This is a genomic window from Streptomyces sp. NPDC049597, from assembly GCF_040675505.1.
Taxonomy (GTDB): Bacteria; Actinomycetota; Actinomycetes; order Streptomycetales; family Streptomycetaceae; genus Streptomyces.
In genome coordinates this window covers 1-15,768 of sequence record NZ_JBFAOY010000009.1, presented here as the reverse complement: position 1 = coordinate 15,768, position 15,768 = coordinate 1, and the positions used below count along the sequence as shown (strand labels likewise).

Here is a 15,768-nt window from a genome sequence, read left to right as displayed (position 1 = left end):
CGCACGGCACTATCCTCGGTCCGTCGAACCATCGGACACGGGGGAGGGCCACGCGCCATGGAGCAGCTGGCACCGGGGGATCCACGGGACATCGGCGAGTACCGGCTGCTGGCCAGGCTCGGCGCGGGCGGCATGGGCCAGGTGTACCTGGCCCGCTCCGACCGCGGGCGGACCGTGGCCGTCAAGCTCGTACGGCGGGAGCTGGCCGAACAGGAGCAGTTCCGCAACCGGTTCCGCCTGGAGGTGCGCGCCGCGCTGCGGGTCGGCGGCCGGTGGACCGCGCCCGTCCTCGACGCCGACACCGAGGCGCCCGTCCCCTGGGTCGCCACCGGATACATCGCCGGGCCCGCCCTGCACACCGTCGTCTCCGGCGAGCACGGGCCACTGCCCGAACGCAGCGTCCGCCTCCTCGCCTCCGGCCTCGCGCACGCCCTGACCAGCATCCACGCGGCCGATCTGGTCCACCGCGACCTGAAGCCGTCGAACATCCTGGTCACCATCGACGGCCCGCGCGTGATCGACTTCGGCATAGCCCGCGCGCTGGACACCGTCACCGACGGCGGACTCACCCGTACCGGAGTGCTCGTCGGCTCCCCCGGGTTCATGTCCCCGGAGCAGATCCGCGGCGACCGGGTCACGCCCGCCGGGGACGTCTTCTGTCTGGGCTCGGTCCTCGCCTACGCGGCCACGGGCCGGCTGCCGTTCGGCACGGGCGACAGCGGGGTGCACGCGCAGATGTTCCGCATCGCCCAGGAGGAACCGTCCCTGGACGGCGTCCCCGAGGGCCTGCGCGACCTGGTGCGGGACTGCCTCCACAAGGATCCGGCGGCCCGGCCCACACCGGCGCAGATCCTTCGGCGCACGGGCGGGGACGCGGACGAAGAGCCGTGGCTGCCGGCCGCGCTCGTCGCCCAACTGGGACGGCACGCCGTTGAGTTGCTGGAGTTCGAGCAGCCGCCGGCAGCCGCTGCTGAACCGGCCACCGTGCCCGCCCAGCCCCCTGCTCCCTCCCCCGCGCAGCCGCCCACGATGACGGCCCCGCAGACGCCGCCCCCGCCCGCACCCGCCGCACAGCCTCAGCCGCCCGCACCCGCTGCACCCGCCCCGCAGCCTCAGCCCCCCGCATCCGCTGCACCCGCACCCGCCCCGCAGCCTCAACCCCCCACACCCGCCGCACCCGCTGCACCCGCCCCGCAGCCTCAGCCGCCCGGCCCGGCGGGACCGGCCGGGCCGCCGTACGGCTACCCGCACGGGCCGCCCGCCCCGGCCCGCTACGCGCCGGCCCCCTACACGACCGCTCCCTACACGCCCGTCCCGGCTCCCACGCCGCCGCCCGCCTCCCCGCCGCGCTCCTCGCGCGGCGGCACCCTCGCCCTGATCGCCGTCGCCCTGGTCGTGGCCGTCGGCGCGGGCGGCGCGGTCTACACGTTCATGTCCGACGACCACCACAAGGGCGGCACGGCGGCGGGGCCCGAGCCCGGTCCCGCCTCCTCCGCGGCCGGATCCACGACGCCGTCCGGCGACGCGAAGGGGCCCTCCCCGTCCCCCTCCTCGTCGCCGTCCGCGGCGACGGGCGGGGTCCCGCAGGAGTACATCGGCAGCTGGCGCGCGTCGTTCGACACCGCGGACGGCGCCAACGTCCGGGAGATGACCATCACCCAGGGCGAGAGGGGCGAGCAGGTCATGACCCTCTCCGGCACCGGCCCGAACTACGAATGCCGCTGGTCCGCCACACTGCGCGCACCGGGACCGCCGCTCGAACTGGGGCCGACCACGGTCACCTTCGGCGATCCGGTGTCGTGCGCACCCGGCCAGTGGAGCCGCCTCGAGATGCCGGACGACTCCACGATCGTGCGCGAGCTGGTCGGCTCGGGCGGCGAGCCGCTCACGTACACGAAGACGGGCTGATCCTCGCCCGCGCCAGGAACGGCCTGGACGTGCGTCCGACGACCGTTGCGCGGGGCCGGGACGGAACGGCTCAGCCCCAGCTCGCGGAGTGGAAACTGCGGAACTCCCGGCGCTCCTGGACCGACACGATCCAGCGCGCGGACACCAGGACGCCCAGGCTCAGGGCGATGACGCCCAGGCCCAGGCGCGGGTTGTCGAAGTCCACGATGCTCGTGACCTCCCGGGAGCCACCGGCCGCCGCACCCGAACCGCCGGACCCCGCAGGCCCGGACGACCCGGGGACCCCGCCCGCCTGGCCCGGTGCCTGGGCCCCGGAGCCGTCCGTGCCGTCGCCCGAGCCCGGCGGGCGCGGCGGCCCGCCCGTCAGGTCCACGCCCAGCGCCTCCATGGCCGCGGACACCGGCTGGAAGTACGTCGTGCCGCCGATCGCGCAGTCCCCGTCGCCACCCGACGTCACGCCGAGCGCCAGCCCCTCCGAGAACAGCGGGCCTCCGCTGTCCCCCGGCTCCGCGCACACCGTGGTCTCGATCAGGCCCGTGACCGTGCCTTCGGGATAGTTCACCGTCACGTTCACCGCGGTCACCTCGCCCGACCGGAAGCCGGTCGTACTGCCGCTGCGGAACACCCGCTGGCCGACGACGGGATCGGCCGACCCGACGATCCGCACACCCCGGCCGCCGCCGATCGAGGCGACGTTGGTGCGGTCGAGCGTGTCGGCGCTCTCGTACCGGACCAGGGAGTAGTCCTTGCCCGGGAAGGCGGCGTCGGTGGTCGTGCCGACCAGTTCGGCGCCCTGCCGGTCCCGGAACCAGGACGTGCCCTCGGGTCCGCAGTGGCCCGCCGTGAGGATGTAGGTGTCCGTGCCGTCGGTGACGTTGAAGCCCGCCGAACAGCGGCGCTGGTCACCGAAGATCGGGGACGCGCCGCCGACCAGCGTGGTGAAGGCGCCCGGCCTGCGCTCCATGCGGACGTGGCCGCCGATCCGTTCGGCGAGGCCGGACAGCCGCGATCAGTCGGCGGCGGAGACCGTGCTGTCGGCGCGGACGGTGACCTCGTTGGCCGCGTAGTCGACCGCCCATGCCGTCCCGGCGACGCGGGGCGCGTCACGCAGCGCCTCGGTGGCGGCGCGGAGCCGGTCCATGCTGTGGGGCACGATCCGGGCGTCCGCGCCGGCCGCGCGGACCTCCTCCGCCGCTTCGGCGTCGGTCACCGCGACGACGGTCCGCCCCTCGTCGGTCGTCCAACTGCCCGCCGTACGCGCCGTGCCGAGCCGCGCGACGGTGTCCGCCACCCCCGGGCGGTCCGCCGGTTCGCCCGCCATGGCGTCCGTGACCATCAGAACGCCGCAGACCAGTCCGCCGGCGGCGGCCAGTCGCACCAGCCGCCGCAGCTTCCGTCGTGCGTGCCTCATACGCGGCCCCAAGGTCGTACCGTCCCGGTGTCACCCGCTCTATACGCGGCCGCGCGCCGCGCCGTTCACCGACGCCCCGCCGAGCGGGCCGTGACCATGTCACTCATGCTCCCGCCCTGTGGAAGGATCGCCGCGTGGACGCCCTGACCCCCGACGACCCCACCCGGATCGGCCCCTTCCGCCTCATCGGCAGGCTCGGCACCGGTGGCATGGGCCGCGTGTACCTCGCCCGGTCCGAGGGCGGCCGTACCGTCGCCGTGAAGGTGGTGCACGCGCAGCTCGCCGAACAGGACGAGTTCCGGCGGCGGTTCGCCCGTGAGGTCGCCGCGCTGGAGCGCGTCGGCGGGGTCGGTACCGCGCCCGTGATCGAGTCCGACACGGCGGCCGACGCGCCCTGGGTGGCCCTGACCTACGTGCCCGGCCCCTCCCTGCGGAACGTGGTGGGCGAGGAGTACGGCCCGCTTCCGGCCGCGACCGTGCTGGCGCTCGCGAGCAGGCTCGCCGACGCGCTCACGCACATCCACCGGGCCGGACTGGTGCACCGGGACCTCAAGCCGTCCAACATCCTGCTCACCGTCGACGGTCCGCGCATCATCGACTTCGGGATCGCGCGCGCCGTGGACACCGTCACCGACGGCGGGCTGACCGGCACCGGCGCGGTCGTCGGCTCACCGGGCTTCATGTCGCCCGAGCAGGTGCGCGGCGAGAAGCTGACCCCCGCGTCGGACATCTTCTGCCTCGGCGCGGTCCTCGCGTACGCGGCGACCGGGGTGCCGCCCTTCGGCTCCGCGGACAGCGGCGCGCACGCGACCATGTTCCGCATCGCGCACGACGAACCCGACCTCACCGGACTGCCGCCCGAGCTCGAACCGCTCGTCAGGGCCTGCCTGGACAAGGACCCGCACCGCCGCCCGCCCGCCTCCGTGCTCGCCGCGGCCGACCACGGCCCGGCCGGAGCCTGGCTGCCGGCAGACGTGCTGGCCCGCCTCGGCAGGAACGCGGCACGGCTCCTGGACGCCGACACCCCGGCGCCGGGCGCCGGTGACCCGACCCCCGCCGACGACCCCGCGGCGCCGCGCCGCCCGCGCGGAGGGCGGGTGCTCGCGGCCGTCCTGGCGGCGGTGCTCGTGGCCGGGGGCGCGGGCGCGGCGGTGTTCTGGCCCGAGAAGCAGCCGGAGGGCGGCGGCAAGCAGCCCACGTCCTCGGGGCGGGGCACGGACGACCGCCCTGCCGGGGACGTGCCGCGGTCCTTCGTGGGCGCCTGGGAGGGCGTGCTCGACGGCACGGCGAACGCCCCGTACTCCACGGGCCGCATCGAGATCGCCCAGGGGCGTACGGGCGAGAAGACGGCCGTGTACGTCACCGTCACCGGCGAACGGCTGTGCATGGGACGGTCCGTGCTGGTGTCGGCGGACGCCGACCGGATCGTGTTCGGCGAGAGCGACGTGACGCTGAGCGTGCCGGAGAAGCAGTGCACACCGGCCGCGCACCAGACGCTCACCGTCCGCTCGCCCGACGTCCTGGAGTGGACCTCGGGGGCGGCGACGGCGACCTTCCGGAAGGCGGGCTCCGGCCCGGAGGCGGTGCCGGCGACGTTCCTCGGCACCTGGACCGAGGACGAGTCCGGAGCCGAATGGGGCCCGGGACAGGCGGAGTTGTTCGAACGCCGGGTCACCGTCACCCAGGGCCCGGTCGGATCCGCGGTCGTCCGCTACGAGTCCGCGTCCCCGCGAACGGACGAGACGACGGGCGAGCCCGTCGGCGGCACCGTCAACTGCGCCTCCACCGCCGTTCTCGGCGGCGTCGGCGGCCTGCTGGTCGTCGGCCCGCCCGTCCGCGACGCGCAGGCGTCCGACCCGGAGTGCGCGACGGACACCTCGTCGCAGAACCTGCGGATCGACCGCTTCGAGGGCAAGGAGCGGCTTCTGGTGTACGGGATGAGCGCGGACGGCGAGCCGGGCGTGTACCTCCGGGACCAGTAGCGCGTCGTCACGTCCGGTGCTCTCCCGCCCGGTCCCTGGGCGTCTTCCGGCAACGGGGCGGGAAGGTCTCCGGAGCGAGTCGAGCCGAACGGCCGGTACCGGCCGACGCGCTCACCGCGTCGGCCGGTACCGGCAGTTCGGCATGGGTGGGATCAGGCCGCCGCCTCGGCACGTGCACGGCTCCGGGTCCCCTGCCGTACGACGCGCCGGCGCCGGGACGGGATGCCCGCTGTCGGGTTGGCCACGCCCCAGGCCGCGCCCTTGCAGATCAGTTCCTTGTAGAGGGCGGCCACGCGGCCCGTCAGTGCCCTTTCGACCGCTCGGTCGTCGGCAGTGACGAACTGGACCAGGCCCTCCTTGCGGCCGAGGGAGATGCACTGCTGGAAGTAGCGGATGGAGACGCTGGGGACCTTGGCGTCGGCGAGACGGGCGGCGATGGCGTCGGCTGCCTGCCAGGCCATGGGGACGCCCGAGGCACAGGACATGCGCAGCGGCTTGTCGCCCGGGCCGGTCGCCATCGCCGCGTCACCCACGGCGTACACGTCCGGGTGGGAGACCGAGCGCATCGTGGTGTCCACCACGATCTGGCCGCGGTCGGTGACCTCCAGGGTGGTGGCCTGGGCGATCGGGTGGACCGCGAAGCCGGTGCTCCAGACCGTGACCTCGGCGGGGATGGTCCGGCCGTCGGCCGTCGTCACGCCGTCCGCCTCCACGGCGGTGACCGCGGTGTGTTCGTGGACCGTGATGCCGAGACCGTCCACCACCTTCCGCAGGTGGGCGCGGCCCTTCTTCGAGAGCCAGTCGCCGAGCGCGCCGCAGGCGGCGAGGGCGACATCGAGGTCCGGGCGGGTCTCGGCGATCTCGGTCGCGGCCTCCAGGCCGGTCAGGCCGCCGCCGACCACGACCACGCGCCGGCCGGCGTCCAGGGCGGCCAGGCGGTCGCGGAGGCGGAGGGCGCCGGGGCGGCTGGAGACGTCGTGGGCGTGCTCGGCGGTGCCGGGGACGCCCTGGTCGTTCCAGCCGCTGCCGAGGGCGTAGACCAGAGTGTCGTACTCCAGTTCCTCCCGCTCGTGGCCGCTCACGGCGGTGACCGTCACCGTCTTGCGGTCCACGTCCACGGCGGTGACCTTCGCGAGCCTCAGTTCCACGCCCGTGCCCGCGAACATCTCGCTGAACGGCCGGTGCCTGAGGTCCTGCCCGGCCGCGAGCTGGTGCAGCCGGACGCGCTCGACGAAGTCGGGCTCGGGGTTGACGAGGGTGATGGTGACATCCTCGCGGTGCAGCCGCTTGGCGAGGCGGCCGGCGGCGACGGCTCCCGTGTAGCCGGCTCCGAGGACGACGATGCGGTGCTGCATGTGCCTGCTCCTGTCTGCGAGGGTTCCGCCGTTGTCTTGCGCGGTTTCGCCACGTGAACCGGGCAGCCCGGCGTTTCCTGACAGGATCGGGATGTGAAGCACGTCACATCGGGTCAGAGGGTGTGGAGCGGGGATTCCCCGTGGTGCGCGGCGGCCCACTGCTGGGTCGCGCGGACGAGCTTGTCGGGGTTGACCTGGCTGCGGACGGCGGCGATGCCCTCCGCGGTGACCTCCAGGCACGTGATCGCGACGACCCGGCCGTCCACGACCGCCACGAAGGCGGGCTCGCCGTTGGCGGTCGTGGCGTAGATGTCGGGCGCGCCGCCGACATAGGCCCGCTTGGCCTCGCTGGGCTTGAACAGGCCGCGCAGGAACGTGGCGACCGCGAGCGCGCCCTCGAACGCCTTCGCGCGGGCCGGGACCTTCCCGCCGCCGTCGCCGACCGAGACGGCGTCCTGGGTGAGCAGGCGTACCAGGGGTTCGGTACGGCCGCTGGTCGCGGCGGCCAGGAACTCCTCGACGATCCTCCGGGCGACGGCCTGGTCGATCTCGGTGCGCGCCTTGCCGTCCGCGACGTGCTTCTTGGCCCGGTGGTAGATCTGCTGACTCGCGGCCTCGGTGACGTCCAGGATCTCGGCGATCTCCCGGTGCGGGTAGTCGAAGGCCTCACGCAGCACGTACACCGCCCTCTCGCCCGGCGACAGGCGCTCCAGCAGGACGAGGACGGCGTACGACACCGACTCGCGCTGCTCGGCGGTGTCGGCCGGGCCGAGCATCGGGTCCCCGGCGAGCAGTGGCTCCGGGAGCCACCGGCCCACGTACGTCTCGCGCCGGGCACGTGCCGAAGTGAGCATGTTGAGGCACAGGTTGGTGAGGACCTTCGTCAGCCAGGCCTCGGGCACCTCGATCCGCTCGACGTCAGCCGCCTGCCAGCGCAGGAACGTGTCCTGCACGGCATCCTCCGCCTCACTCGCCGAGCCGAGCAGCCGGTAGGCGATGGCCTCCAGCCGGGGCCTCGCAGCCTCGAACCGGTCCACGTCACTCATGATCAGGGCCATGCTCGAGATCCTAGTCGCCAGGGGGCGGAACAGGGCTCCCCGGTCAGCATCCGGGGTGCGCTCGGCCGGCGCGCCAAGCGTGCGCGCAACTGCCTTGTCCGCGCGAGCAGTTGGAGGACAGCGCCGCCCCGCGAGGCCGTGATCGGCTGACGGAATCGCCCGCGGGGCGGGGGTCAGTCCTCGGCCGGGAACACACTGGTCACCTTGCCCTTGAGATCGGCGGTCAGATGACCGCCGCCGTAGTCGTCGGCGAAGTGGACTGCCAGGCCGAGCGGGGTGTCGAAGGTTTCGTTCGCATTGTCGACCAGGACGTAACGCAGGGTGGGTTTCTTCACGTTCAGGTCCTTCTCCGCCCTCTTCAGCAGGGCGGGGACGACGTCCCAGTCGATGTCGTCCATGCTGAACGGGAGATCGCCGCCCGACAGCGTGCTGCTGATGATTCCCTTCTCCACTCCCTTGCCCGGGCGGTAGGTGTAGGTGTCGTACTTGGTGTCGCTGCCCTTGACCATGACCTCCAGGGCCACGTACTCGTCGTAGACGGTGAAGTCCCCCACGCGGTCCGTTCCCGTCGCGGCCTTGATCTCCTTGACCGCCGTCCGGATGCCGTCCGGTGTCAGCAGATCGTGCTGCGCGGCGGCCTGCGGCGGTGTGGAAGCGGGTGTCGCAGTGGGTGCGGGCGTCCGCGCCCCGGTGGCGCTCCCCGGTGGGTTCGACGCCGTGCCGCCGTCCTTCTCGCCGTCGTGCGGCAGCAGGGACCAGACCAGTACGCCGGCCAGCACGGTCCCGACGACGGACGACGCGATCGCGAGGCGGCGCTTCGCGCGTCCGCCGGACGGGGGCGGAGTCTGCCGCGTCGGGCCCGCCGGGTAGGGCGTCGGCGGTGCCTGACCCGGCATGCCGGTGTGCGGAGTCGGAGGTCCGAAACCGGTCGGCTGCCTGAAACCCGTCGGCGGTCCGAAGCCCGGCGGTCCGAAGCCGGCGGGTGCGGGCGGCGCGGGCGCCGGACCCGGCGGGGGCCCCAGCCGGTACGACGTGGGCTCGCCGGTCCCGCCCGGAGCGCTCTGTCCGCCCTCCGCCGCCGCGAGCATCCGGTCGACGGTCTCCGGGTCCGGCCTCGCGGCCGGGTCCTTGACGAGTACGGCGGACAGGATCCCCGTCAGCGACCCCGCCCGGCGGGGCGGCGGAAGCTCCTCGCTGAGGACGGCGGCCAGGGTCGCCAGCGTCGTCCCTCTGCGCAGGGGGTTGTTCCCCTCGACGGCGACGTACAGCATCATGGCCAGCGACCACAGGTCGGAGCCGGGCCCGCCGTCGTCGCCGGAGATGCGCTCGGGCGCCATGTAGTCGGGTGTGCCGATGACCGATCCGGTCGTGGTCAGGACGGTCGACTCCCTGATCGCGGCGATACCGAAGTCGGTGAGCACCGGGCGGCCGTCGGGCCGGAGCAGCACGTTCGCAGGCTTGACGTCCCGGTGCTGGATGCCGACGTCATGGGCCGCCCGCAGCGCCGCCAGCACCTCGCGCCCGAGCCGGGCGGCCTCGGCGGGCGCCATCGGCCCCTTGTCCAGCCGGTCCTGGAGCGATCCGCCGGTCACCAGTTCCATGACGATCCACGGGTAGGTGAGCCCACCGCCGTCCACCACGTGGTGAATGGTCACCACATTGGGATGGTCGACCCTGGCGAGCGCCCGCGCCTCACGCAGCACGCGGGCCCGCAGCATCGCCGCCGCCTCCGGGTCGTACTCCGCGAGCCCCGGATCGGACGGCCGCACCTCCTTGAGCGCCACGGCCCGGTCCAGCACCAGATCCCGCGCCCGCCACACCATGCCCATACCGCCGCCGCCGAGCCGGGCCTCCAGCTCGAAGCGCCCGTCGATGACCCGTCTGTCGGATTCCCCGTCGTTCATGGCCGGGAGCCTACGAGACGCCGGTGACACGGTGTCGATCAGGTGGCTCCCTCACGTCGGGACCCGCGCGCAGGCACCGTGACGACGGGCGTGCCGGCCCGCAGCAGTTCGCCCCCGGAACGTGCCACCGGCTGACGCGGCGCACGGCCGAGTGGATTGTGCCGTACGGCCGTTGGGATCCCACGGCATGTCCGGGACGCCCGTGATCACGCTCGCCCGACCCCCGGAGCATCGCGTGACCGCAGACCGCGCAGACCGGGCCGCTCCATCCGCTCCCGAGGGGCACTGGGAGGTTCGCTGCGCCGACGCGGCATCGGCCAAGGGCTGGGAGAAACCGGCCCAGCAGGCTCGCGAGAACACGCACAAGGGCGTGGGTCACCATGCGGACGGAGCCGAGGCCGAGAACCGGGACTCCGGCCACCACAGACTCACGTTCGCCGGAACCGGCCGTCCGCGAGCGACAGCTCATCGTTGACCACCCCGGTCACGGCGGTCCACCGGCAGCGGTCGCGCACGCCCCGGAGGGCCCTCACAGCGCCTGCGCCACGCGCTGCGCCGCCCGTGCGTAGTCCCGCACCAGCTCCCGCGTGTCGTCCGCCCGCCAGGCCAGCGCGAACCGGCTCGGCGACACCCCTCGCACCGGACGGGCGACGACCCCGCCCCGGGTGAGCAGCGGCACATTCCCTGAGGCGACCAGGCAGACGCCGAGGCCGTCGACCAGCGCCTCGTACGTCTCGTCCGTACTGGCGATCTCACCGCCGATGCGTGGCGGCCCGGCGCCGAGCGTCTCGCGGTCGTCGAGCGCGAGCCAGTAGTCGCGCAGTTCGGGCACCTGGGCCGGCAGCGCGAGGAACGGCTCGTCGAGGAGCTCGGCGAAGTCCACGCTCTCGCGGCCCGCGAGCGGATGCGCCTCGGGCAGCGCGACAAGGCGCGGCTCGGTCGCCATGACCACCCATCGGAACCGCTCCGGACCACTCAGCGGCAGCCACACGAACGCGACGTCGCTCGCCCCGTCGGCGAGACCCGCCGTCGCGTCCTCCCAGCCCACCTGCCGCAGCTTCACGCGGGCCCCTGGGTGTGTCTCGGTGAACCGGGAGCGGATCGCGGGGAGCAGACCGCCGCGGCCGGGACTGGTGCTCATCCCCACCGTCAGGGTGCCCTGCTGCTCGGCGGTGGCCTGTCGGACGGCCCCGTGGGCCTCCTGCCAGGCGTCGAGGACCTTGCGGGCGTGCGGGAGCAGTGCCCTGCCGACGGGGGTGAGGCGCACCGACTGCCGGTCGCGCTCGAACAGGGGCGCGCCGAGCTGCCGCTCCAGGGCCCTGATCTGCTTGCTGAGCGCGGGCTGCGAGACGAAGAGGCTCTCGGCGGCCCGGGTGAAGTGGAGCTGCTCCGCGACCGCGACGAAGTAGCGGAGGTCCCGCCCGTGCACGTCCATGACCACGGGATATCACGAAAGGTCTTGGACACCCAACTGACCGCCGGGCGAAGGTGGTTGAGCACACGGAGACGACACGAGGGGATACGGACATGAGCAGGGTCTGGCTGATCACCGGGGCCAACAGCGGGTTCGGGCGCGCGTTCGCCGAGGCGGCGGTCGGTGCGGGAGACGTCGTGGTCGCCGCGGCACGCCGCGTCGAGTCGCTGGAGGACCTGGTCGCCGCCCATCCGGACCAGGTCGAGGCGGTGGCACTGGACGTCACCGACGGGGCGGCGATCGACACGGTGGTGGCGGACGTGGCCGAGCGGCACGGCCGCGTCGACGTCCTGGTCAACAACGCGGGCCGCACACACGTCGGTTCGGTGGAGGAGACCGGCGACGACGAGCTGCGCTCGCTCTTCGACGTCCACGTCTTCGGGCCGGCGGCCCTGACCCGCGCGGTCCTCCCCCACATGCGGGCCCGCCGCTCGGGCGCGATCGTGCAGCTCAGCAGCGTCGGCGGCCAGATGTCGATGGCCGGCTTCGGGGCGTACAGCGCCACGAAGTTCGCCCTGGAGGGCCTGTCGGAGGCGCTGGCGGCCGAGGTGCGCCCGCTGGGCATCGACGTCCTCATCGTCGAGCCGGGCGCCTTCCGCACCAACCTGTTCGGCAACCACAGCCTGAGCGGGGACGGCATCGCCGACTACGCGGAGACGGTCGGCGCGACGCGGCGGATGGTGGAGACCGGGGGCGGGACGCAGGTGGGCGACCCGGCGAAGGCGGCGGCCGCGGTGCTGGCGGCGCTGGACGCGGAGGAGACACCGCTGCGGCTCGCGCTCGGCGACGACGCGATCGACACGATCCACGCCCACCTGGACCAGGTCCGGGCCGACCTCACGGCCTGGGACAAGGTGGGCCGCGACACCAGGCTCGCCTGACGCTGGGCGGGAACGGCCGAGGGCGCCCCCGGAACCAGGGGCGCCCTCGGCGTGCGGCTCGTCCCTCCTACAGGAAGGAGTTGATCTCGATCGTCTCGGTGCGGCCCGGACCGACACCGATCGCGGAGATCGGCGCGCCCGACATCTCCTCCAGCGCCTTCACGTAGCCCTGCGCGTTCTTCGGCAGGTCGGCGAAGGTCTTCGCCTTGGTGATGTCCTCCGACCAGCCCGGCAGCATCTCGTACACCGGCTTCGCGTGGTGGAAGTCCGTCTGCGAGTACGGCAGCTCCTCGACGCGCTTGCCGTCGATCTCGTACGCCACGCAGACCGGGATCTGCTCCCAGCCGGTCAGCACGTCCAGCTTCGTGAGGAAGAAGTCCGTGAGGCCGTTGACCCGGGTCGCGTAGCGTGCGATGACCGCGTCGAACCAGCCGCAGCGGCGGTCGCGGCCGGTGGTGACGCCCCGCTCGCCGCCGATGCGGCGCAGCGCCTCGCCGTCCTCGTCGAACAGCTCGGTCGGGAACGGGCCCGCGCCGACACGGGTCGTGTACGCCTTGAGGATGCCGATGACCCGGCTGATCTTCGTCGGCCCGACGCCCGCGCCGGTGCAGGCTCCGCCCGCGGTCGGGTTGGAGGAGGTGACGAAGGGGTACGTGCCGTGGTCGACGTCGAGCAGCGTGCCCTGGCCGCCCTCGAAGAGGACGACCTTGCCCTCGTCGATGGCGTTGTTGAGGATCAGCGTGGTGTCGGCGACGTACGGCTTGATCTGCTCCGCGTACTGGAGCATCTCCTCGACGATCTTGGCCGGCTCGATCGCGCGCCGGTTGAAGACCTTCGCGAGCAGCTGGTTCTTGGACTCCAGCGCCGCCTCGACCTTCTGGGTCAGGATCGACTCGTCGTAGAGGTCCTGGACGCGGATGCCGGTGCGGTTGATCTTGTCGGCGTACGTCGGGCCGATGCCGCGGCCGGTCGTGCCGATCTTGCGCTTGCCGAGGAACCGTTCGGTCACCTTGTCGACGGTGACGTTGTACGGGGTGATCAGATGGGCGTTTCCGCTGATCAGCAGCTTGGACGTGTCGACGCCGCGGTCGTTCAGCCCGCTCAGCTCGGAGAGCAGAACCGCCGGGTCCACGACGACGCCGTTGCCGATGACCGGAGTACATCCGGGCGAGAGGATTCCGGAAGGGAGGAGATGCAGCGCATACTTCTGGTCACCCACCACAACGGTGTGGCCGGCGTTGTTACCACCCTGGTAACGCACCACATAGTCAACTGAACCACCGAGCAGGTCAGTGGCCTTTCCCTTGCCCTCGTCACCCCACTGAGCACCGAGCAGCACAAGTGCGGGCACAGGCGTACACCCCTTCCGGGCGGGGCAAGACCAAGGTCAGGGGGCCGAAGCCGTACCTGAGTATTCGGACCGGTTTGCCCCGGAATAGACGAAGCCCCTGGCGCAATAGCGCAAGGGGCTCTTGCACAAAGATGCTACCCGAGGAAGGACCGAGGTGTCGGATCACGACCAGCTGCTGGTGGTCATCGACCCGGTCGCCCGCCGAATGGACGGCGAGTCCGTACGCATCGCGAAAGATGTGCTGTGCGGGGGCTCGGAGGCGAAAATCTGTCTCCCCGAAGGGCCTGAGGAATTCGCGCGGGCGCTCGCCCGCAGGGGTCACCGCAGGCCCGTCGTGGTCGGCGACGACCGCGCCCTGCTGCGCGCCGTCGCCCTCCTGCACCGCGACCGCTGGCTCGGCGACGGCGCGCTGGCGCTGGTCCCGGTGGGCTCCTCGGTGCAGCTCGCGCACTCGCTCGGCGTGCCGGCCGGGCCGGTCGCGGCGGCGCGGGCGGTGCTGGACGGCGTGGTGCGCCGGCTGGACCTGCTGGTCGACGAGTCCGACGGCGTGGTGCTGGGCGGTCTGTCGATTCCTGCGGTGCGGGCGGCGGCGCGTGCGGAGGCGTCCGTGTGGAACGCCTGCCGCTCCCTGGTCCGCACCCTGGTGCGCCCGGCCCCGCCGTCTCCGGCGGCCCGCGCCCACCGGCTGCGTGTGGAGGCCGACGGGGTCCTGCTGGTGGACCTGGACCGCCCGGTCGAGGGCGTGTCGGTCCGGGCGGACCGCGACGGCCGCGCGGAGGTCCTCATCCGGCACCCCTCGGCCACGGAGGCGGTCCGTACGAGCGCCCTGACGGTGACGGTGTCGGGCCCGGACTTCCGCTACCGCGCGGACACCCATGTGACGGGGCCCGTCCGCACCCGCACCTGGACCGTCCGGCCGGGGGCGTGGGGCTTGACGCTGCCGGTGGCGCAGGCGGCGGGGACGTAGGTCCCGGTCGCCTACCGGGCGGTCCCACGGGGGGATCGGGCGCCGGGGCACGGCGCCGGGGGATGGCGGGCCGACGCCCCGGGTCGGCGAGCCGGCCGCGGGTTCTCGTACAACCAAGTCGTCCCTCCGGTGGTCGGACCGGCTGGGGACGCACCGGTGACGTCCCAGCCCATTCGCGCAGGAGGAACGCCACTTGCTCTCCCCACACACCGGCCGGCGCCGTCTCGGCGCCGCCGTCGCCACCGTTCTCGCCGTCACGCTCGGCGCGGGCTCGCTGACCACCACCGCGGTGCACGCGACGGAGGTCTCCGCCGCGGCGGAGGGGCCGAGCAGTCTTCTCCCGATGGTGCCCGGCGCCCGGCTGGCATCGGCGGGCCCGCGAGGCTTCCTGACGTACGTCCCGCACCACAGCGAGGACGGGAAGCTCCGATGGACCCCGTACGAGGGCGGGGCGACACGCGACCACCGCTTCGACACGATCGAGGGGAGCGCCTGGACATCCGGGGACATGGTCACCACATTCAGCGAAATTTTCGGGACCGAGGCGGTGGACATGTCCACCGGCACATCCTTCCGCATTGAGGACAGGTACACCTCCTACGCCGGCACCGCGGGCTCGGCCCTCTTCATCAGCGGGTACACGCGTCTGTGGCTGCAGACCAAGGACACCGAACCCCGCGTCGTGCAGGGCCTGCCGGAGAAGGCCGCTTACGGCTGGGTGCGGCCGGGCGACGCCACGCACGGCCTGATCGACATCCGGACCGCGGAAGGCGAGCACCGCCTCGGCCTGATCGACCTGACCGACGCCACCCTTACCCTGCCCTACCCTCACCAGGCGCGGAACCCCGTGATCTCCGGCAACCGTCTGGCCTGGGTGGAGGACGACACCGCCACGAACACGCTCCGTGTGGTCGTCCGCGACCGGACCAGCGGCGCCGACACGATCGTCCCCGTGCCGGGGACCACGTCAGGCGCGGAGCTGAAGATCAGCCTGCTCGGCGACTGGGTGACGTACGGGGCGACGGCCCTTCACATCAGCACCGGCGAGAAGGTCACGCTCCTCGACCGTGCCGACGCCTCGTTCGCCACCCCTGACGGCTCGGCCCAGATCGTCCAGGGCGGCCTCGTCGGCCAGGGCGAGGGCATCTTCCGCGTCTCACTCGGCACGGACGGCCGGCCGGCCGTGCGGCTCCTCGCCCACGCCGGCACTCCCACCTCCGCCCTGCACGACTTCGACAACAACGGTCTCGCCGACCTGCTGGGCCGGGACGCCTCGGGCGCACTGTGGCGGGACAGCCCCAAGGACGGACACCAGCGGTCCCGGATCGGCGACGGCTGGCAGATCTACGACAAGATCGAGGCCGTCGGCGACATCGCGGGGCGGGACAGCCCCGGCTTCACCCCCGAGCTCGTCGCGCGCGACAGGGACGGTGTGCTCTGGCTGTACGAGGGCCGAGAGGACGGCGGCTTCGGCAAG

The 15,768-nt window shown here is 73.3% G+C and carries 9 protein-coding genes and 2 pseudogenes; 5 read left to right on the top strand and 6 right to left on the bottom strand.

The annotated features are described in order from the left end of the window. Positions 1 to 57 precede the first annotated feature (57 nt). Positions 58 to 1,908, top strand: a complete 1,851-nt coding sequence (locus AB0K02_RS12830; RefSeq protein WP_365992417.1) for a serine/threonine-protein kinase — start codon at positions 58 to 60, stop codon at positions 1,906 to 1,908. 70 nt (positions 1,909 to 1,978) lie between these two features. Here AB0K02_RS12830 and AB0K02_RS12825 read toward each other — a convergent pair. Further along, positions 1,979 to 3,319 (bottom strand): annotated as a pseudogene (locus tag AB0K02_RS12825) (S1 family peptidase). A 134-nt stretch (positions 3,320 to 3,453) separates the two neighbouring features. Here AB0K02_RS12825 and AB0K02_RS12820 point away from each other — a divergent pair. Next, a complete protein-coding gene (locus tag AB0K02_RS12820; protein ID WP_365992416.1) occupies positions 3,454 to 5,301 on the top strand; it encodes a serine/threonine-protein kinase in 1,848 nt (615 codons plus the stop codon). A gap of 152 nt (positions 5,302 to 5,453) precedes the next feature. On the opposite strand, the gene AB0K02_RS12815 is transcribed toward AB0K02_RS12820, so the two are convergent. The 4 genes from AB0K02_RS12815 to AB0K02_RS12800 form a co-directional block, all read right to left on the bottom strand. Further along, complete coding sequence (locus AB0K02_RS12815; RefSeq protein WP_365992415.1) at positions 5,454 to 6,656, bottom strand: FAD-dependent oxidoreductase; 1,203 nt, start codon at positions 6,654 to 6,656, stop codon at positions 5,454 to 5,456. Positions 6,657 to 6,769: 113 nt separating this feature from the next. After that, positions 6,770 to 7,714: an RNA polymerase sigma-70 factor gene (locus tag AB0K02_RS12810; RefSeq protein ID WP_365992414.1), complete on the bottom strand. Its 945-nt coding sequence runs from the start codon at positions 7,712 to 7,714 to the stop codon at positions 6,770 to 6,772. Between the two features lie 173 nt (positions 7,715 to 7,887). Beyond that, positions 7,888 to 9,618: a protein kinase gene (locus AB0K02_RS12805; protein WP_365992413.1), complete on the bottom strand. Its 1,731-nt coding sequence runs from the start codon at positions 9,616 to 9,618 to the stop codon at positions 7,888 to 7,890. Positions 9,619 to 10,147: 529 nt separating this feature from the next. After that, positions 10,148 to 11,053 (bottom strand): LysR family transcriptional regulator, encoded by a 906-nt coding sequence (locus AB0K02_RS12800; protein ID WP_365992412.1) that lies wholly within the window; start codon positions 11,051 to 11,053, stop codon positions 10,148 to 10,150. A 92-nt stretch (positions 11,054 to 11,145) separates the two neighbouring features. Between AB0K02_RS12800 and AB0K02_RS12795 the strand changes: the two genes are divergently transcribed. Continuing rightward, positions 11,146 to 11,973 (top strand): oxidoreductase, encoded by an 828-nt coding sequence (locus AB0K02_RS12795; protein WP_365992411.1) that lies wholly within the window; start codon positions 11,146 to 11,148, stop codon positions 11,971 to 11,973. A gap of 67 nt (positions 11,974 to 12,040) precedes the next feature. Here AB0K02_RS12795 and AB0K02_RS12790 read toward each other — a convergent pair whose 3' ends face one another. After that, entirely contained in the window at positions 12,041 to 13,324 is a 1,284-nt protein-coding gene (locus AB0K02_RS12790; protein WP_365992410.1) for an adenylosuccinate synthase, read from the bottom strand. Between the two features lie 154 nt (positions 13,325 to 13,478). Between AB0K02_RS12790 and AB0K02_RS12785 the strand changes: the two genes are divergently transcribed. Further along, positions 13,479 to 14,291, top strand: a complete 813-nt coding sequence (locus AB0K02_RS12785; RefSeq protein WP_365992409.1) for a diacylglycerol kinase — start codon at positions 13,479 to 13,481, stop codon at positions 14,289 to 14,291. Positions 14,292 to 14,484: 193 nt separating this feature from the next. Beyond that, positions 14,485 to 15,768, top strand: a pseudogene (locus AB0K02_RS12780) (hypothetical protein); the annotation flags it as partial.

Coding starts and splice junctions, on each gene's coding strand:
- AB0K02_RS12830 (WP_365992417.1), top strand. CDS start 58: ATGGAGCAGCTGGCACCGGGGGATCCACGGGACATCGGCGAGTACCGG.
- AB0K02_RS12815 (WP_365992415.1), bottom strand. CDS start 6,656: ATGCAGCACCGCATCGTCGTCCTCGGAGCCGGCTACACGGGAGCCGTC.
- AB0K02_RS12810 (WP_365992414.1), bottom strand. CDS start 7,714: ATGGCCCTGATCATGAGTGACGTGGACCGGTTCGAGGCTGCGAGGCCC.
- AB0K02_RS12805 (WP_365992413.1), bottom strand. CDS start 9,618: ATGAACGACGGGGAATCCGACAGACGGGTCATCGACGGGCGCTTCGAG.
- AB0K02_RS12800 (WP_365992412.1), bottom strand. CDS start 11,053: ATGGACGTGCACGGGCGGGACCTCCGCTACTTCGTCGCGGTCGCGGAG.
- AB0K02_RS12795 (WP_365992411.1), top strand. CDS start 11,146: ATGAGCAGGGTCTGGCTGATCACCGGGGCCAACAGCGGGTTCGGGCGC.